At 32.3% G+C, this 19,539-nt stretch carries 13 protein-coding genes and 1 pseudogene; 7 read left to right on the top strand and 7 right to left on the bottom strand.

Annotated elements, in window-relative coordinates:
• Positions 1–146 precede the first annotated feature (146 nt).
• The 5 genes from surE to KO494_RS06670 are packed head-to-tail and all read left to right on the top strand — an operon-like array spanning position 147 to position 4,969.
• Positions 147–917 (top strand): 5'/3'-nucleotidase SurE, encoded by a 771-nt coding sequence (surE, locus tag KO494_RS06690; protein WP_215966822.1) that lies wholly within the window; start codon positions 147–149, stop codon positions 915–917.
• 46 nt (positions 918–963) lie between these two features.
• On the top strand, positions 964–1,245 hold the full coding sequence (locus KO494_RS06685) for a hypothetical protein (protein WP_215966821.1): 282 nt from the start codon (positions 964–966) through the stop codon (positions 1,243–1,245).
• Positions 1,246–2,364, top strand: a complete 1,119-nt coding sequence (gene lpxB / locus KO494_RS06680; protein WP_215966820.1) for a lipid-A-disaccharide synthase — start codon at positions 1,246–1,248, stop codon at positions 2,362–2,364.
• 2 nt (positions 2,365–2,366) lie between these two features.
• A complete protein-coding gene (locus KO494_RS06675) occupies positions 2,367–2,891 on the top strand; it encodes a C40 family peptidase (RefSeq protein WP_215966819.1) in 525 nt (174 codons plus the stop codon).
• A 44-nt stretch (positions 2,892–2,935) separates the two neighbouring features.
• A complete protein-coding gene (locus tag KO494_RS06670; protein ID WP_215966818.1) occupies positions 2,936–4,969 on the top strand; it encodes a ComEC/Rec2 family competence protein in 2,034 nt (677 codons plus the stop codon).
• 20 nt (positions 4,970–4,989) lie between these two features.
• Here the strand turns inward: KO494_RS06670 and KO494_RS06665 are convergent, their stop codons facing one another.
• The 4 genes from KO494_RS06665 to KO494_RS06650 form a co-directional block, all read right to left on the bottom strand.
• The gene (locus KO494_RS06665) at positions 4,990–5,538 is read right to left on the bottom strand and encodes a thioredoxin family protein (protein WP_215966817.1); all 549 of its coding nucleotides are present in this window, start codon (positions 5,536–5,538) and stop codon (positions 4,990–4,992) included.
• 73 nt (positions 5,539–5,611) lie between these two features.
• On the bottom strand, positions 5,612–7,390 hold the full coding sequence (locus KO494_RS06660) for a peptide MFS transporter (protein WP_215966816.1): 1,779 nt from the start codon (positions 7,388–7,390) through the stop codon (positions 5,612–5,614).
• A gap of 48 nt (positions 7,391–7,438) precedes the next feature.
• Positions 7,439–9,028, bottom strand: a complete 1,590-nt coding sequence (locus tag KO494_RS06655) for a peptide MFS transporter (RefSeq protein ID WP_215966815.1) — start codon at positions 9,026–9,028, stop codon at positions 7,439–7,441.
• 35 nt (positions 9,029–9,063) lie between these two features.
• A complete protein-coding gene (locus KO494_RS06650) occupies positions 9,064–11,298 on the bottom strand; it encodes a S9 family peptidase (protein ID WP_215966814.1) in 2,235 nt (744 codons plus the stop codon).
• Positions 11,299–11,485: 187 nt separating this feature from the next.
• On the opposite strand from KO494_RS06650, the pseudogene KO494_RS06645 reads away from it, so the two are divergent.
• Both KO494_RS06645 and KO494_RS06640 read left to right on the top strand, forming a co-directional pair.
• Positions 11,486–12,784 (top strand): annotated as a pseudogene (locus KO494_RS06645) (hydroxymethylglutaryl-CoA reductase, degradative); the annotation flags it as partial.
• A gap of 6 nt (positions 12,785–12,790) precedes the next feature.
• Positions 12,791–13,732, top strand: a complete 942-nt coding sequence (locus KO494_RS06640) for a GYDIA family GHMP kinase (RefSeq protein ID WP_215966812.1) — start codon at positions 12,791–12,793, stop codon at positions 13,730–13,732.
• A gap of 270 nt (positions 13,733–14,002) precedes the next feature.
• Here KO494_RS06640 and KO494_RS06635 read toward each other — a convergent pair whose 3' ends face one another.
• The 3 genes from KO494_RS06635 to KO494_RS06625 all read right to left on the bottom strand — a co-directional run bounded on the left by KO494_RS06635 (position 14,003) and on the right by KO494_RS06625 (position 19,527).
• On the bottom strand, positions 14,003–16,324 hold the full coding sequence (locus KO494_RS06635; RefSeq protein ID WP_215966811.1) for an alpha/beta hydrolase fold domain-containing protein: 2,322 nt from the start codon (positions 16,322–16,324) through the stop codon (positions 14,003–14,005).
• A 133-nt stretch (positions 16,325–16,457) separates the two neighbouring features.
• Positions 16,458–17,972 (bottom strand): arylsulfatase, encoded by a 1,515-nt coding sequence (locus tag KO494_RS06630; protein WP_215966810.1) that lies wholly within the window; start codon positions 17,970–17,972, stop codon positions 16,458–16,460.
• A gap of 121 nt (positions 17,973–18,093) precedes the next feature.
• Positions 18,094–19,527, bottom strand: coding sequence for a sulfatase (locus KO494_RS06625; protein WP_215966809.1), 1,434 nt, complete (start codon positions 19,525–19,527; stop codon positions 18,094–18,096).
• Between the last annotated feature and the right edge of the window lie 12 nt (positions 19,528–19,539).

Here is a 19,539-nt window from a genome sequence, read left to right as displayed (position 1 = left end):
AAGTTAGGGATTTAAGTGAATTTACTAAATTAAAGAAAAAACCATGCCGATAAAAGGTATTTGCTACTAATTTTTTGTTAAACCTATTTAATTAAGTATATCCTATATAAAAAACGTATTTTAGCGTAGCTAAAAACCTGCACTACATGACAAAAAAACCACTTATTTTAGTAACCAATGACGATGGTATTACTGCTCCAGGCATTAGAGCATTAATTGAAGTTATGAAAACCATTGGTGAAGTTGTTGTTGTAGCACCAGACAGTCCGCAAAGCGGAATGGGTCATGCTGTTACATTAGACTCTACCTTGCATTTAGAACAAGTATCTATTGATGAGGGAAACCAAAAAGAATACAGCTGTTCTGGCACACCTGTAGATTGTGTAAAAATTGCAAAAAGTGAAATTTTAGACCGAAAACCAGATTTATGTGTTTCTGGTATTAACCATGGCTCTAATTCATCAATTAATGTAATTTATTCTGGAACAATGAGTGCTGCATTAGAAGCAGGTATTGAAGGGATTCCTTCTATAGGATTTTCATTGTTAGATTATAATTGGAATGCTAATTTTGAAGCAGCCAAAGTCTACGCAAAAAGCATTGCCTTAAATGTTCTTAAAAATGGACTACCAGAAGGTGTGGTTTTAAATGTAAACATTCCTAAACTAGAAAAAAAAGATATTAAAGGAGTAAGAATTTGTAGGCAAGCAAAGGCTAACTGGAAAGAAGAGTTTGACAAAAGAATTAGTCCGCAAGGCAAAGAATATTATTGGCTTACCGGAAAATTTATTAATTTAGATAAAGGAGAAGACACAGATGAATGGGCATTACAAAACGGGTATGTTTCTGTAGTACCTGTAAAATTTGATTTAACGGCTCATCATTGTGTACAAAAATTAAACACCTGGGATTTTTAAATCTATAATTTTAAAAAAATGAATTCCACTAAGGTGGAAAACAAATATGAAAAAAGACATTACCATTGGTTTAGTAGTTGGTTTAATAGCAAACATTATTGGTTTATTTATAGCCACTAAAGTATTAGGAAAAGGAGAAGGTTTTATACTTGGTTTAGAAACAGCAAAAGCACAAGGTTTTCTTAACCAGCTAATAAGTTTAGGAGCCATTTTAAATTTAATTGCATTCTTTTTCTTTATAAGCAAAAGACAAGACAACAAAGCAAAAGGAGTACTTATAATTACTATTTTTATTGCAATATTAACCTTTGCGTTTAAATTTTTATAAATGAAATATTACATTATTGCAGGAGAAGCTTCGGGTGATTTACACGGCTCTAATTTAATGAAAGCATTACAAAAACAAGACGTTCATGCTACATTTAGATTTTGGGGAGGAGACCTTATGCAAAGTGTTGGTGGTACTTTAGTAAAACATTATAAAGAAAGAGCCTTTATGGGTTTTGCAGAAGTGCTTTTAAATATAAATGCTATTTTTAAAGCTATTTCTTTATGTAAAAAAGACATAGCCTCTTACCAACCAGATGTGGTCATTTTTATAGATAATTCTGGCTTTAACTTACGTATTGCGAAGTGGGCAAAAGAGCACAATTACAAAACGCATTATTATATATCTCCTCAAGTTTGGGCATCTAGAGCAAATCGAGTTGAAAAAATAAAAAAGTATGTAGATGCCATGTATGTTATTCTTCCCTTTGTTGAAGACTTTTACAAGAAATACAATTACAAAGTACATTTTGTTGGGCATCCGTTAATTGATGCTATTGCAAACAGATCACAGGTTGATGAATACACATTTAGAAAAGAATACCAATTAAATGAAAAACCAATAATTGCAGTGCTTCCGGGTAGCAGAAAACAAGAAATTAAAAAAATGTTAGCTGTTATGCTTAGTGTTGTTAAAGATTATCCTAATTACCAGTTTGTAATTGCTGGAGCACCAAGCCAAGATTACAGTTTTTATTCGCAATTTATAAAAACAAAAAACGTTGCTTTTATTTCTAACAAAACCTACGATTTACTTAGTGTTTCTACGGCTGCCTTAGTAACCTCTGGTACGGCTACTTTAGAAACAGCCCTTTTTAAAGTGCCACAAGTAGTATGCTATAAAGGGAGTTGGTTATCTTATCAAATTGGCAAACGCATAATCACTCTTAAATTTATTTCTTTGGTCAATTTAATTATGAACAAAGAAGTGGTTACTGAGTTGATTCAAAATGACTTTAACACCAAAAGGTTAAAAGAAGAATTAGATATTATTTTAGACGAGTACCAAAGAACCAAGTTTTTTATAAACTATTATGAATTAGAAAAAAAGCTAGGAGGAAGAGGTGCTAGCAAAAAAACAGCAAAACTTATTTATAATTCTATAACAACAAACACTTAAATATGAGTATTAAAAAAACAGCCTTAATTCTTATACTTTTAATCTCTTTTTCAGCTTGTAAATCTAGTAAAAACAAACGTGTGGTTACCAAAAAAGTTAGAACGACTAAAACGGTTGCTAACAAAACTACTTCAAAAACGAGTGCTAATGTAAAGAGCATTGTAGATTACGCTAAAACTTTTGAAGGTGTAAAATACAAATATGGTGGTACTACTAAAAAAGGGATGGATTGTTCTGGATTAATTTATACTTCGTTTAAAAAAGAAGCAATAAGCTTACCAAGAACTACTAATGACCTATCTAAAACCGGAAACTGGATTGACCTAAAAGAGGTAAAAGTAGGCGATTTATTGTTTTTTGCAACCAAAAAAAATAGTAGAAAAGTAAACCATGTTGGTATTGTAACAACCTCAAGAACGGGTTATGTTGAATTTATACATGCATCTACAAGTAGAGGTGTCATGATTTCTAACCTTGCAGAACGCTATTGGTATTTGGCTTATGTGCAAGCTAGAAGAGTAATGTAAGAAAATATCTTTTATTTTTGTAAGTAATTGACTATCTTCATGTTATGAAGGTGGTTAATTTTAACATAATAAAACTTACATTCTTTTTAATTTTAGGAATATTAATTGGTTTCTATTATTACATTCCTTTACACCTAAGTGTATATATAACCTTATGTTTAATTTTCTTATTAATTATAAGTTATTTAATTAGCAAAAACCAATTCAAAAAAACCATTTGGTTTGGTATAGTAACCTTTATTACAGCGGTTTCCATAGGAATATTAACTACAAATATTCACAACGAAAAAAATTACAAAAACCACTATACCAAGTTTTTTTCTGTTTCTAAAAAAACAACTAGCACCATTACTTTTAAGATTAATGAAGTTTTAAAACCAGGTAATTATCATGATAAATATATAATAGACATACTAAAGGTTGACGACAAAACGGTTTCCGGAACGTCATTACTCAACATAGCAAAAGATAGTCTTCAAAAACAACTAGAGGTAGATGAAATTTTGATTACAACCGAGAGTTTTACTGCTATTTCTCCTCCTATTAATCCGAATCAATTTAATTATAAAAAGTATTTAGAGAAGCGCTACATCTACCATCAAATATATTCTACAAACAAAAATCTATTCCGCGTAAGTAATAACACACATACCTTTTTTGGATATGCTGCACAATTAAGAAAAAACATAAATTTAAAACTTAATAAATATCACTTTAAAACAGACGAATTAGCTATTATTAATGCCTTAATTTTAGGGCAAAGACAACATATTAGAAAAGAAGTTTATACCCATTATGTAAATGCAGGAGCCATACATATTCTTGCTGTATCTGGCTTGCATGTTGGTATATTACTACTACTATTAAATATTTTTTTTAAGCCTTTAGAGCAACTAAAAAACGGCAGAATACTAAAAATGATTGTTGTTATACTTTTACTTTGGTGCTATACAATTATTGCAGGAGCTACTGCCTCTATTGTTAGAGCTGCAACTATGTTTAGCATTATTGCTTATGCCATGCATTTAAAAAGGCCTAGCAATATTTACAACACTTTAGCTATTTCGGTATTTTTTATCCTGATTTTTAAACCACTATTTTTATTTGATGTTGGTTTTCAATTAAGTTATTTGGCTGTTATTGCCATTGTATCTATACAACCTATACTTTATAAAATCTGGAAACCCAAATATTGGTTAGTAAATAAATTATGGGAAATAACCACTGTAACTCTTGCTGCTCAGTTTGGCGTTTTACCAATTAGCCTGTATTATTTCCATCAAATTCCAGGCTTGTTTTGGTTATCTAATATTGTAATTATACCGTTACTAGGCACAATACTTGTAAGCGGTATTTTAATTATAACACTAGCTTTAACAAATGTATTACCACAATTTTTAGCAGATAGTTTTGGATTTATTATTGGACTAATGAATACTTTTTTTGAATGGATTGCTAGTAAAGAAGAATTCCTCTTTCAAGACATTGCATTCAACATCTTTTATGTGCTTAGCACCTATTTAATTATTATTGCATTGGTAAGGCTGTATGTAAAGAAAAACCACAATGCAGTAGCACTTTTATGCCTTTCTGTAATAAGTTGTCAAATTGCAACAATGTATACAAAATATAAAAACAGTAAAAATGCATTTATTATTTTTCATAAAAGCAGAAATACTGTTATAGCATTGAAAAAGAAAAACACTTTGCAGGTTTTTCACAATGTAGATACCTTAACAAAAAACAAAACCATTAGTACTTTTGCTGTTGCAAATTTTATTAAATCAATAAATGAAGATACTTTACAAGATTTGTATATATACCAAAACAAAAAAGTTTTAATAGTAGACAGCTTAAGCATTTACATGGTTAAAAGCATACAACCAGATTATGTTTTATTACGTAACTCCCCTAAAATAAATATAGAAAGACTGATAGATACATTAAGTCCTAAAACAATTATTGCTGATGGCAGTAATTATAAATCTTATGTATCTAGATGGGAAAAAACATGTAAAAAAAGAAAGCTCCCTTTTCACTATACAGGTAAAAAGGGAGCTTTTGTATTAAAGGAATAAAGCTAAACTAAAACAACTGCTTACCCTTTAAATTCTGGCTTAAATGCTAAATAATACTCATTAAAAGCATCTTGTGTTGTTAACTCTTTATAATCATTATTAGCAAACATTTTTAAGTATAACTCTATTTGCTTTGGCGTTTGATATCCTTTAATAGGAGCAATTAATTCTGCATTTTCATCTAAATATACAATTGTAGGATAGGCATTTATTTGAAAATATCTTGATAACTGATGAGAACTGTTACGTCTTGAAGCTTTAGCAGGATCATAACTTGGGTTAGAGTATTCTTTACCTTTAAAACTTACCACATCATTACCTTCTGCATTAAACTTTACAGCATAAAAATTTTCATTTACATAAGCTGCAACCTCTTTATTTTGAAAGGTATTTTTATCTAACATTTTACATGGTCCACACCAAACGGTATACATGTCTATCATAATTTTTTTTGGCTTTTTCTTTTGAAGCTCTAAGGCTTCTTCAAACGTGAGCCAATTAATTTCTTGTGCAGTAACAGAACCAATTGTAAGAACTGCTAATAAAAGTGTAAGTGTTAAATTTTTCATATTATATATGCTTTATTTATGTTTTCATTTAATTTTAGAAGAATAGTCTCAATTACTATTCCAAAATTACATATTACCTAACGTTATGCATTAATCGTTTTAAAATAGGATTTAAAATTATGGAAACAATACCAACAGCAATAGGAACTAATGTAAATATTAAAAAGAAGGTACTCAAAGAGTATTCTTCTGTAATTTTATCAATCATACCACCCATTGTTCCTGCCGCTTTTTGACCAATAGCAATTGCTAAGTACCAAATACCAAACATAAAACCAATCATTCTTCCTGGCACTAATTTACTTAAATAAGACAAACCTACTGGCGAAATACAAAGCTCTCCCATGGTATGAAACAAGTAAGCAAATATTAAGAAAAACATACTAACAGAAGCTGTTTTTGCTCCTTGCTCTATTCCCATTGTTCCCATTACTAAAACCCCAAATCCTAAACCTAAAAGAATAAGACCTAGACCATATTTCATTGCTGCACTAGGATTGTATTTGCTTTCCCACCATTTTGAAAATAATGGAGCAAGCGTAATAATAAAGAAGGAGTTTAAAATACCAAACCAAGAAGCACCTACTTCTGTAGCATCTTTACTAAACTCTCTATTTACTTTCCAAATTACTATTCCCCAAAGTGAAATAAAAGCTAAGGCTAAAACAATATTAGAATACGGAATTTTAGAGTATGTTTTTTTAAATAACAAATATAAAACCCAAGTAATAATTGCTAATGGACCTACAGTTAATATTAAATCAATAATTTTAAAAACCATTGCGGAAGATCCAGACAATGCTCTTCCTGTATAATCTCTAGCAAAAATTGTCATAGAACCTAAAGATTGCTCAAAAGCAGCAAAGAAAAAAACCGTAAAAACACCAAAAACAGAAACTGCAATAATTTTATCTCTTATGATTTTAGAGTATCTTGAAATTCTGGTTATTATCAAATAAAGAAATAACACTAATGCAGTAAGAATGGTAACATTAGAACCCTCAACACCACCAATATTAAAATTCAATATATTCACATCACCAATTTTAGACATTGGATCATTGAATAAGTATAAAACACCTCCTAAAGCAGAAAGCACTATTAATATTTTATCTATACCAGTAAAAGGATTTAGCTTTTCTTCTAATTTGTCATCCTCTGCAGGGCTAACCTCATTAATGTTTTGTGGTAGTTCTACTTCATGAATTTTTGTAGGTTTTTCACCTATGCTTCCAAATAAATCTTTAGCTAACCAAAATTGTAACATTCCTAAAAACATAAATATTCCTGCAAGACCAAATCCCCATGACCATCCAATATTTTCAGCTAAGTAACCACAAAGCATCATACCAAAAAAGGCTCCAGCATTAACTCCCATATAAAATATGGTATATGCTCCATCTTTTTTAGACTCTTTGCCTTTATACATTTCAGATATCATAGAAGTTACGTTAGGTTTAAAAAAACCTGTACCAATAACCAATAAAGCCAATCCTAAATACAGTGTAAATTGTGTTTCAAAAACCATTGCTGCATGACCAAGCATCATGATAAAACAACCAATAATTACTGCCCATTTATAACCAGTAATCTTATCTGCAACCCAACCACCAACAATTGGTGTTAAATATAAAAGAGATGCATAAGTACCAATTAATGCTAAAGCGTGTTCTCTAGGCCATTCCCATCCTGGGTTTTCACCTATTAAAGGAGCCGTTAAAAATAACACTAAAAGTATACGCATTCCGTAAAATGAAAAACGCTCCCACATTTCAGTAAAAAACAATACAAACAATCCTGCTGGATGGCCTATTACCTTGTCTTTAAATAGATTTTCAATATCTGTATTCATTAATAATTAAGAGATTAGTTAGTTACCTTTTTTATAAAAAAGAATATATTATTCAATTCCGTGCATTTTTCTTTTAAGCATTGGGTTTAATAAAAACATTATTACAGCTGCTGCTATTGGAATAATAGTAAATATTAAAAAGAAAGTAGTTAAGCCATGTTCTTCCATAATTGGATCCATATAACTTCCTGTAAAACCACCTAAAAGGTTTGCAAAGAAATTAGCTGTAAACCAAATACCAAACATCATACTCACTAATTTAATAGGCGCTAATTTACTCACGTAAGATAATCCTACTGGTGAAACGCAAAGTTCTCCCATAGTATGCAAGAAATAAGCAACTACCAAATACATTAAACTAACAGAAGCTGTTTTTGCTCCATCAGGAATACCTGCAGAACCATAAGCTAAAGCTGCAAAACCTAATCCTACAAACAGTAATCCTATAGCAAACTTTATAGGACCTGAAGGATTTAATTTACTTTCCCAAATTTTAGAAAAAAGTGGAGCAAATAAGATAATAAATAAAGAGTTTAATACAGAGAACCAGGATGCAGGAACTTCTGTTGCGTCTGATTGAAATTCTCTAGCTAGCATCCAGATTACAATTCCCCAAATAATAACAAAACTTAAGGCCAGCAATATATTAGCTAGTGAATATTTAGCAAAAGTTTGTTTAAATAACATGGCTAAAACCCAAGTGATTACAACCATTGGCACCACTGTTATAATGGCATTAATTATTTTAAAAGTAAGAGCTGCGCTACCAACTAAAGATCGATCTGTATAATCTGCAGCAAATATAGTCATAGAACCACCTGCTTGCTCAAATGCCCACCAAAAGAAAACAACAAACAGAGAAAATATACCTATAACAAATAATCTATCTCTTACTACTTTAGAGTTTTCTGCTTCTTCAATAACCTCTTCAACATTATCTTCTAATTTTTCAACACTATCTTCAATTACATCATCAAAATCTTCGGTTTGTTTTGGTGATAAACCAATTTTACCAAATATAGTTTGCGTAAAATAGAATTGTAGCATTCCTAAAAACATAAAGATTCCAGCAAGTCCAAAACCAAAATGCCATCCTATATTTTCACCTATATAACCACATAATAAAATTCCTAAGAAAGCACCAGCATTAATTCCCATATAAAATATAGTATAACCAGCATCTTTTTCTTTTCCTTGTGATTTATATAATTGTCCTACCATAGAAGAAATATTTGGCTTAAAAAAACCATTTCCTATGATTAAAAAGGATAAACCAGCATAGAAAAACATAGGTGTAATTCCTTCTAATGCCATAGAGGCATGCCCTAAAGTCATAATAAAGGCTCCAAGTACAACAGCTCTTCTATAACCCATAAATTTATCGGCAATAAAACCTCCAATAATAGGTGTTATATAGACTAAACCTGTATACCATCCATAAAGCACTAAAGCATCAGCTCTACTCCATTCCCATCCACCATCAATAATGGTTGAAACTAAAAAGAGTACTAGTAAAGCTCTCATACCATAGTATGAAAATCGTTCCCACATTTCTGTAAAGAAAAGCACGAACAATCCAGCAGGATGCCCTAAAACTGTTTTTTGATTCTCTGCAGAACCTCCAAATTTAAATTCCATATGTATATATTTTAGTTAGTTAGTTAGTTAGTTTTTTATCCTTTTATTTCTACTTTATTTTCTTGCTTAGCTTCTGCTTTAGGTAATTTGTCACCAAGCTTTGCATCAATAAAGCTTGTCATTTTTTTATACAAGTGCAATCTTGTATTCCCTCCATAAATACCATGGTTTTTGTCTGGATATACCATCCATTCAAATTGCTTATCTGCTTGTATTAAAGCTTCTACCATGCGCATGGTGTTTTGCAGGTGCACATTATCATCACCTGAACCATGAATTAAAAGGTAATCTCCTTTTAATTTATCTACATGATTTATAGGAGAATTATCATCATAACCACTTGCATTTTCTTGTGGTGTAGTCATGTAACGTTCTGTATAAATAGAATCATAAAATCTCCAGCTGGTTACAGGAGCAACAGCTATAGCCATTTTAAAAACGTCGTTTCCTTTTAATAATGCATTACTACTCATAAAGCCACCATAACTCCAACCCCAAATACCTATTCTAGATGCATCAATATAACTTCTATTTCCTAATAATTTTGCTGCTTCAATTTGGTCTTCTACTTCATATTTACCCAATTCGTTTTGGGTTACTTTTTTAAAGTCTGCTCCTTTAAATCCTGTTCCTCTACCATCTATACAAACTACAATATATCCTTTTTGTGCTAAATGTTGGTACCAATAATCATTGGCACTGTTCCAGCGGTTTGCCACTTGTTGCGAACCTGGACCAGAATATTGGTACATAAATAAAGGATATTGTTTACTAGCATCAAAATCTGCCGGTTTAATCATCCACATATTTAAATCATTACCATTTACATTAATAGTAGAAAACTCTTTATTTGAAGTCTTATAGTCTAAAAGTTTTTTAGAAAGTTCATCATTATCTTTAATACTCTTTACTAAATTTCCTGAAGAAGCATCGTTAAGTGTATATTCTGGAGGTGTTGTAGTATTAGAAAAAGTATTTATAAAATAAGTAAAGTCTGCACTAAAAGAAGCATTGTTGGTTCCTGTACTTTTTGTTAAACGCGTTTTATTGGTTCCGTTTAAATCAATTTTATATACATCACGATTTATAGAACCGTTTTCTACAGATTGGTAATAAATTGCATTTGTTTTTTCATCAAAACCATAGTAATTAGTAACTTCCCAATTTCCTTTTGTGATTTGATTGATTAGTTTTCCATTTTCATCATAATGATAAATGTGGTTATACCCATCTTTCTCACTTGTCCAAATAAAGCTATCATCCTTTAAAAAGGTAAGATTATCAGTTACATCTACATAGGCTTTATCTGTTTCGGCTAATACCAAATTTGCTTTTCCTTTTTTAGCATTAATCATCCACAGATCTAATTCATTTTGATGTCTGTTCATGTACTGTGCGCTTAAAACATCTGGATTATTAGTCCATTTAATTCTAGGAATATAAAAGTCATGATATGCTTTATCTAATGTAACTGGTATAGAGGTATCTGATTCTAAATTGTATAAGTGTAAAGAAACAACAGCGTTTTTTTCACCTGCTTTTGGGTATTTAAAAACCTGTTGTGTTTGGTATAAAGCAGAACCATACACATCCATGGAGAATTCTGGCACATCGGTTTCGTCAAATCTTATAAATGCTAATCTATCACTAGAAGCATTCCACTCAAAAGCGCGAACAAAACCAAATTCTTCTTCGTAAACCCAGTCTGTAATACCGTTAATAATTTTATTTTTCTCACCATCAAAAGTAATTTGTTTAGTTTCACCAGAAACTAAATCCTTTACATATAAATTATTATTTAACCCATAAGCTACTTTTGTAGCATCTGGAGAAAATGTTGGCTCTTGAATTTTATCTTCGGCAATTAAAGTAACTGAAGCATCACTAGTATTATATACATAAAAATGCCCTAAAGTAGAGCGTCTAAAAATAGACTCTACATCTGTAGCTAAAATAATTTTACTTTCATCTGCACTAAAAGTATAATCTGTAAAATAAGGTATAGCTTTAATATCTGCAGAGTTTACTAAGGTTTTTACCTTGCTTAAAGTTTTATAATCATACACATCAACAGTGGTAGATTTTGAAACTCTATCATAATTTAGAACAGAATATTGCTGTCCGTTTTTCATAGAATGCAGCGCATCCATTCTTTGGGTTCTAAAAGTACCATTCCAAATGTCTTCTAAAGATATGTTTTGTGTTTGTGCTGAAGTTTGAATTGCTGTTAAGAAAAAGCAGCTTAATAAGAAGAATCTAAAAGTTCGCATTAAAAAAAATGATTATATTAAAATGATGTCAAGTTTACTAAAAAATAAGCAAAAAACCCTAAATATTAACAGTAATTTGGGCTTACAAAAACCCAAAATACGATTCCTTTTATTTATTACAAACATAAATTAGTTAAATGAAAACCATTAAAAATGGGTATACTATCTTTGTGTTTTAAAAAACAAGTACATGAGTGCAACTATTTCTGGTTTTTCAAAACTTTCTAAATCTAAAAAAATAGATTGGATTGTTGAAACCTATTTTTCTAATAAAGAGGAAGCTAAAAAAATTATTAAACAATATTGGAACACCAATTTGTCTCTACAAAACTTACATGATGAGTTTATAGAAAATACCATTACCAATTATTATTTGCCATTTGGCGTTGCTCCAAATTTTTCAATAAACGGAAAAATGCATACCATACCAATGGCCATTGAAGAAAGCTCTGTGGTTGCAGCCGCGAGTAAATCTGCTAAATTTTGGTTAGCACGAGGAGGATTTAAAACCCAAGTAATTTCTACCACAAAAATTGGCCAAGTACACTTTATGTATGCTGGTGATTTTAAAACGCTAGAAAACTTTTTTAACGCTGTAAAAAAACAACTAATAGCAGATGCTAAGCCAATTACCAAAAACATGGAAAAACGTGGTGGTGGTATTTTAGATATTGTTTTAAAAAATAAAAGCAAAGCTATTTCTGGCTACTACCAACTGCATGCTACATTTGAAACCCAAGATGCTATGGGAGCAAATTTTATAAATTCTTGTTTAGAACAGTTTGCCAAAACCTTTAAAGCTGAAGCAGAAAAACAATTACAAGAAACTATAGAAATTGTAATGAGTATCTTGTCTAACTATGTACCTGATTGTTTGGTTCGTGCAGAAGTAAGTTGCCAATTAGAAGATTTACCTAAAGACGATTTTAATGCTGAAAAATTTGTACAAGCAGTTGCTATTGCAGAAGTAGAACCTTACCGAGCTGTTACACACAACAAAGGTATTATGAATGGTATTGACGCAGTAGTTTTAGCAACAGGAAATGATTTTAGAGCAGTTGAAGCTGGAGTACATGCTTACGCCTCTAGAAATGGTTCATACAGCAGCCTAACGCATGCTAAAATTGAAAATGGGGTATTTCATTTTTGGATGGAAATACCACTAGCATTAGGAACCGTTGGAGGCTTAACCAATTTACATCCTTTAGTAAAATTAGCTTTAGAACTACTACACCAACCTAGCGCAAAAGAGTTAATGCAAATAGTTGCAGTTGCAGGTTTAGCACAAAACTTTGCTGCTTTACGCTCTTTAACCACAACAGGAATTCAAGAAGGGCACATGAAAATGCACTTAATGAATATCTTGAACCAAATGGAAGCTACCGAAAAAGAAAAAGAAACACTTGTAAATTATTTTAAAACTAATACAGTAACACACAGTGCTGTTGTAAAAGCTTTTAATGATTTAAGAAAAAAGAATAATTAACAACACATGCAGCAATTTTATAGCAGCGGAAAATTATTACTTACAGGAGAATACGTGGTTCTTGATGGCGCCTTAGCGCTAGCTGTACCAACAAAATTTGGGCAACGTTTAGTTGTAGAGGAAATAGAAGCATCTAAACTAATTTGGGTTAGCTTAGATGAACAAGGAAATACTTGGTTTAAAACAGAATTAAAATTTGAAAACCACAGCATTTCTTTGCAAGCACAAAATGATATTGAAATATCTAATAGACTGTTAGATATTTTTCATGCTGCAAAAGAACTTAATCCCGAATTTTTAAAAGACCAAAAAGGATTTAAAATAACCACAACCTTAGAGTTTCCTAAAAATTGGGGACTTGGCACATCTTCTACTTTAATAAACAACATTGCTACTTGGGCTAATGTTGATGCTTACCAACTGCTAGAAAAAACTTTTGGAGGTAGTGGTTATGATATTGCATGTGCACAAAATGCTTTAGCAATTACGTATCAATTAAAAAGACCTTCCGACTGCACTCCAGTTGAGAAAAGAATAGTAAATGAAGTGCTTTTTAATCCTGCCTTTAAAGAACATTTATATTTTGTGCATTTAAACAAAAAACAGAATAGCAGAGAAGGTATTACACATTACAAAAAGAACACTAATAACATAGGAAACGCGATTACTGAAATAAATAAAATAACCCAAAACATTATTACCTGTAAAACTATTGAAGCTTTTAATCTGCTTATAGAAAAGCATGAGCAAATCATTGCTGAAGTAACACAGTTACAACCTGTAAAAGAAGTATTATTTAATGACTTTAACGGAAGCATTAAAAGCCTAGGAGCTTGGGGAGGAGATTTTGTTTTGGTAAGCACTAAAACGAATCCTACTACCTATTTTAAAAATAAAGGATACACTACCATTTTAAAGTATGAGGATATGATTACAACTGTTTATTAAATTTAGTTTATAATAGGCATACTATTGTTTTAATACTAAATAGTAGAAATAAAAAAAAGCTTCACCTCCTTACATCAAAATAATTATTTGCATACAGATTGTGTTTCTCCTATATTTAAAGCTAATAATGTTTCAAATTAGTAAAAAAACCTAATGGTTTTATTCCTGCATAAGACTCATCATCACGGTAAGTATTAATTACATCGCCTTTAAAAAGATTATCTTGAACTTCTTTTATGAACTCAATTTTTTACAGCATATCCTTACTAATCAATCTTCAGTATCTGTTCTAAAAGGATACGCTGGTAGTTCTGCACCATTTATCAAATTCACTTTTGGTTTACCTGAAAAGGCATAACGTATGTATAGCGGTTTTTTAATTTCATTAGAACGTAAAACTACAGTCTGTCCTTTAATTTTTGCTTTGGCAGGTTTCCACTGCATAGTATCATCTGCTACCCAAAATCCTGAAGGTGCTTTACCGTCTTTTGTTTTTAATCCTTCCGCATGATTATAAGTCACTATTAATTCTCGATTTTGCACCTCAACATTTTTCATTATAGGTCCTTCTGCAACAACAGCTTCTCCTAAGGTTTCTTTTGCCGCTACGAGCGCCAAACGTTTTCCAATAGGACGTTTGTCTTTTGGATGAATATTTTTTAAATCCCCCAAATCAATGGTATTGATGACACTTGTATGTGGAAGTTGCAATACTTTGAGTTGTGATTCTCGCATCCAAGCCCAAGATTCTTCAGTTGGGTCTTGTGCATCTATAATAAGCTTTTTTTCAGTTCCTTTTCCATAACCAGGCAGCATAACGACCATAAAACGCATGTCGTCTTTATGCCATTTTTTTCTATAGTTTTTCACCCACGCTTTCAGTATCTCGCCGTATTCTTTCATGCCAGCTACTCTATGAAACCAATTGGCTTCCGTAACTTCAGGCACACCCGATATATATCTAGCATTGCGTTCTCCTTGATACCAAACCAATCCTCTAACGGCAAAAGGCGCCAAAGGTTTCATCATGGCGTTGTACAAAATATTAGGTTGTCTTCTTATAAAAATATCTTCTTTAATGCTTCTGTTCTCTTCTTTTTCTATAATGCTTTTTATACGATTTTGAGTTAACGAATCTGCATCAAAATCGCGCATAATGGTTTTAAAATAATCGAATTCTTCAGTCATATCTCGTGGCATCCATGCCTCAATAGAAGAGCTTCCCCAAGACGAATGAATAATACCGATAGGCACATTGCTCAGGTCTTCCAAATAATAGGCGAAGGTAAAAGCAACAGCACTTACAGGTATTTCTTTTGACCAAGTACCTTTAACCTCTTCTTCTTCCTGTAAGGAAACAGTTTTAGTCACCTCGAAACTTCTTATGTTTTTTGCTTTATCTACCAAAGCCTGAATATCTGGAACCGCCTTAACATTCATTTGCATATTTGATTGTCCGGAACAAATCCAAACTTCGCCCACTAAAACATCAGAAATAACAAGGTCTTTTTTTCCGCTTACAATTAAATTACTGCCTGTTTTTGAAGTTTTTAAGGTATCTAATTGAATTTTCCATTTACCAAATGCATCTGCGGTTGTGGTTTTAAGTTGTCCTGCAAACGCTACACTAATTTTTTGACCAACTTCAGCAGTTCCCCAAACAGGCACTTGCATACCACGTTGTAACACCATGTGATTACCAAAAACAGATGATATTTTTACTTCTGAATTACTAAACCTAGCTTTTAAAAACGCATAGCTTTTTTCCATTAATTCGCTATAGACAATTTTATCCGCTTTTTCACCACGGAAAAATGAGCCATTAAAAAAGCCATGCCCTTTCCCTTCATAAGATTCTAACTGGCAAACATTTCCTGCTTCTTTCATTAATACATGGAAACGTTCGGCATTTTCAAAAGGCACTGTTTTATCTGCTTTTCCGTGAAAAATCAACGTAGGAACAACTCCTTTCTTAATATGATGATTGGGTGAAATATCCGTTTTACGTTCTTCACCTACTTTCTCCATTCCATAACCTTTTTCCGTTGTATCAAGAACAGGATTATACAGTATCAATGCATTAGGCTTAGAACTGACTAACGTATCTTCGCCAACGTCTTCATAGCCTTCAATAACTTCTGTACACAAGGCTAGATGTCCTCCTGCAGAAGCCCCTGAAGCCACTATTTGATTAGGATTAACACCTAATGTTTTAGCTTGCTCACGAACCCATCTAATAACCGATTTTGCATCTGTTACAGCATCAAAAGGTGTGGTGCCATGTGTTTTGTTCACTCTATATTCTGCTGCAATGGCCACCATTCCTTTTTGAGCAAAATAGCGTGATTGCTCATAAAATTGTCTAGGTGTACCACCAGACCAACCACCACCATAGAAAAACACAATAACCGGAACTTGGTCTTTTTTTTGATGTCCTTTCGGATTAAAAATATGAAGCGATAACTCTACATTATCCACAGTTTTGTAAACAGCAGATGTATCAGGTGCGATTGTGTTTTTAACTGCAATTGATTCTGCATTGGTTACCATGGTTGAAACCAATAGAAATAATGTAGTAAGTAATAACTTCATGTATTTTAATTATATGTTTATATTTAGTAGGTTGTGTTTAATTCTCTAAATAAGGAATTTTAACATTTTTTATGTTTTTGTAATTAATTACAATACCAATTATACACATCCAACTTGACAATTATGACGCTTACTAATTTAGTATCGCTTCAATTTGGGTCCAACCTTCCATACCTTCATTTTGCTGAATGGCTCCAGGGGTACTTCTACCATCTAAAATAATTTTTTTAAGGGCTGCTTTTAGTTCCGCAGCTATCTCTGGATGTTCATCGATTAGGTTTTTAGTTTCGCCTATATCATCTTTCAAATTGTATAATTGCATGGCTGGCAACTCTAATTTTTCTGCTCTTATATTTCTTATTGATGGATAACTCCAACCACCAGAACCTTCACATAAATTTAATTTCCAATCCCCTTTTCTTATTGCAAAAGCGCCATCAATAGAATGATGCACCGTGTATTCCCTAATATCCGAACCGTTTTCATTATTAAGGAGTGGAAACATACTATAACTATCCTCGGCTTCGTTATCCTTTAGTTTATACCCTACTATTTCGGCACAGGTAGCAAAAAAATCTGTTGTACAAATTGTTTTATCTGAACTTAAATTTTTCAATGCCTTTTTTGGCCATTCAACCACAAATGGTACACGATGGCCACCTTCATAGATATCAGCTTTCGCACCACGAAACACATAACTTGGATCATGTTTTACATTAGCAAGTTCGTCAAAATTCGCTCTTGGTGAACAGCCATTATCACTTGTAAAAACCAAAAGTGTATTTTCTGAAATACCTTGTTTTTTAAGAACTTCTCTTATTTGCCCCACAACATCATCAACCTGCATCACAAAATCCCCATACATATTGGTGTTACTTTTACCCATAAATTCTGTAGTTGGTAAAATTGGTGTATGTGGTGCTGGTAAAGGGAAGTATAAAAAGAAAGGAGTTTCTTTTTTGGAATTTTTAGTAATATAATCAACAGCTTTATCTGTTAAGTCTTGCAATACAGTTGCATGAACAAAATCATCGGAGGTCAATCCTTCTCTCCAAAAGCCTTTTCTATCGCGTGAAATTGTAGTTTTGGTAGGCACCATTGTCGGCATATCATTTTCAACATACACATAAGGTGACATATCCAACGACCCACAAAAACCGTAAGAATAATCAAATCCGTGGGTTGATGGTCCGTTTTTAATTGGTGCACTAAAGTCTATTTCGGCTTTTGCTTTGTAACTATCAAGGTTCATTTCTTCGTTCTCATTTGTAATTTTCCAATCCCAACCCAAATGCCATTTTCCAACATAAGCCGTGTTATATCCTTGACTCTTTAACATATCTGCAATGGTTGTACGATCTTGTTTTATTAGCGACTTTGACGTACCACTTAAAACACCATTTTTTAATGAGGTTCGCCAATTGTACCTTCCTGTTAAAATACCATAGCGTGTAGGTGTACAAACCGCTGATGATGTATGCGCATCGGTAAATTTCACACCATTACTAGCCATGTCATCAAGATTCGGTGTTGGAATTTTCCCTTCAGGATTAAAAGACTGTACATCGCCATAGCCTAAATCATCCGCTAGAATATAGATGATGTTTGGTGTTAGTTTTGCAATATCTTTGTCTGATTGGCCTGTCATTAAAAAAGGTAACAACAGAAATGCCACTAAGATTTTTTTCTTCATTGGTTTTATTTTTAATATTTATAATTTAGAACATCATGAAAGTACTTATTACATTTTGAGTTCTTATCAACACCAATTATTTAGTTTGCCTTTCTATTGAAAATAGCTTTTCATTAGGACTTTTAGGCAATTCAAGTTGCCATTGTTGTATTTCTTTTAGTAATCGTTTTGCTACACCTGAATTGGCATCTTTTAGATCATTTTTTTCACTTATATCTAGTGCAATATCATACAATTCATAATAACTCAAATCTTTGTTTGCAACCAATTTCCAATTTTGGTTAACAACCGCATAAGACACCCAATGGTTTGGTGTATTTGTCTTTGCAGGCCAACGCGATTCATATTTCCAAAAAAGCGGTTTTTTTCGTAAGGGATACGTTTTTCCTTGAAGGGTTGATACTTGGCTAATTCCATCTAGATTATAGACTTCAGGTAAATTCACATTTGCTATTTCACAAAACGTTGGTAGTAAATCTACTGCCGACATTAAAGAGGTATCATCAATAACTCCTGCTTTAATTTTACCTGGCCAACGAGCAATAAATGGCACTCCTATTCCACCTTCAAATAGTGATGCTTTATACCCTTTTCTTCCTCCTGTTATGCCTTTTGATGCACTTGTATCATAACCAGCACCAGTGGCAGAATCATATTTAAGTTTTAATTCCTTCACTTCAACGGCAGCTCTTGCAGGTCCATTATCTGAACTAAATATTACAAGTGTGTTATCGGTTATTTCTAAGCGATCAAGAGCATCTAATAACTCACCAATGCGATCATCTGCATGAGATATTATAGCTGCATAAATATTATCATCTTCTGCTAATTCTGGAAAACGCTGTTGGTATTTTGGAATGACATGATGCGGTGTATGCGGTTCATGTATCCATAAATTAATAAAAAATGGTTTGTTTGCTTTATTAGATTTTTCGATAAAAGCAATTGTATTATTAACGTCTTCATGAACTGGCATTTGTGTTCCCGAACAGTTAAATGCTCCATATTCATCGTAACCATATTCACCAGGTGAAGGAGAATCTGCAATCATATTATTTGAAAGATGCCATTTTCCAAAATGTGCGGTAGCATAACCACTTTCTTGTAATAATCTTGGTAATACTATGGCATCTTGGTCTAACCAATCTGGCATGTTACGTCGCGCATTATCTTCTACCCATGCAAAGTGACCATCAATGTTATGTCTCGCCGGAAATTGCCCTGTCATCACTGCAACTCTACTTGGAGAACACACACCACTTGCTACAGTAAATCGTTGAAAATCGGTACCCTCATGTACCAAACGATCTATATTTGGTGTTTTAATATAAGGATGACCATGTGCACTTAAATCTCCCCAACCCCAGTCATCGGCAAAAATAAATACAATATTAGGTCTGGTTTCTTCTACTGTTTTCTGGTCATTAGAATTTACATTTGTGCCATTTTTACACCCATAAATACATACAAGAACAATAAAGCTTAGAGTTATTAATTTTAAAATTCGCATTGTACTATTTTT

Origin of the sequence: Lacinutrix sp. C3R15, assembly GCF_018860825.1 — a bacterium.
Classification (GTDB): Bacteria; Bacteroidota; Bacteroidia; order Flavobacteriales; family Flavobacteriaceae; genus Oceanihabitans.
Note: the sequence above shows the minus strand (reverse complement) of the source record. Positions and strands in the feature narration are given on the sequence as shown.

Excerpts from the sequence above, each read along its gene's own strand:
- surE (WP_215966822.1), top strand. The coding sequence starts at position 147 with ATGACAAAAAAACCACTTATTTTAGTAACCAATGACGATGGTATTACT.
- KO494_RS06685 (WP_215966821.1), top strand. The coding sequence starts at position 964 with ATGAAAAAAGACATTACCATTGGTTTAGTAGTTGGTTTAATAGCAAAC.
- lpxB (WP_215966820.1), top strand. The coding sequence starts at position 1,246 with ATGAAATATTACATTATTGCAGGAGAAGCTTCGGGTGATTTACACGGC.
- KO494_RS06675 (WP_215966819.1), top strand. The coding sequence starts at position 2,367 with ATGAGTATTAAAAAAACAGCCTTAATTCTTATACTTTTAATCTCTTTT.
- KO494_RS06670 (WP_215966818.1), top strand. The coding sequence starts at position 2,936 with ATGAAGGTGGTTAATTTTAACATAATAAAACTTACATTCTTTTTAATT.
- KO494_RS06665 (WP_215966817.1), bottom strand. The coding sequence starts at position 5,538 with ATGAAAAATTTAACACTTACACTTTTATTAGCAGTTCTTACAATTGGT.
- KO494_RS06660 (WP_215966816.1), bottom strand. The coding sequence starts at position 7,390 with ATGAATACAGATATTGAAAATCTATTTAAAGACAAGGTAATAGGCCAT.
- KO494_RS06655 (WP_215966815.1), bottom strand. The coding sequence starts at position 9,028 with ATGGAATTTAAATTTGGAGGTTCTGCAGAGAATCAAAAAACAGTTTTA.
- KO494_RS06650 (WP_215966814.1), bottom strand. The coding sequence starts at position 11,298 with ATGCGAACTTTTAGATTCTTCTTATTAAGCTGCTTTTTCTTAACAGCA.
- KO494_RS06640 (WP_215966812.1), top strand. The coding sequence starts at position 12,791 with ATGCAGCAATTTTATAGCAGCGGAAAATTATTACTTACAGGAGAATAC.
- KO494_RS06635 (WP_215966811.1), bottom strand. The coding sequence starts at position 16,324 with ATGAAGTTATTACTTACTACATTATTTCTATTGGTTTCAACCATGGTA.
- KO494_RS06630 (WP_215966810.1), bottom strand. The coding sequence starts at position 17,972 with ATGACAGGCCAATCAGACAAAGATATTGCAAAACTAACACCAAACATC.
- KO494_RS06625 (WP_215966809.1), bottom strand. The coding sequence starts at position 19,527 with ATGCGAATTTTAAAATTAATAACTCTAAGCTTTATTGTTCTTGTATGT.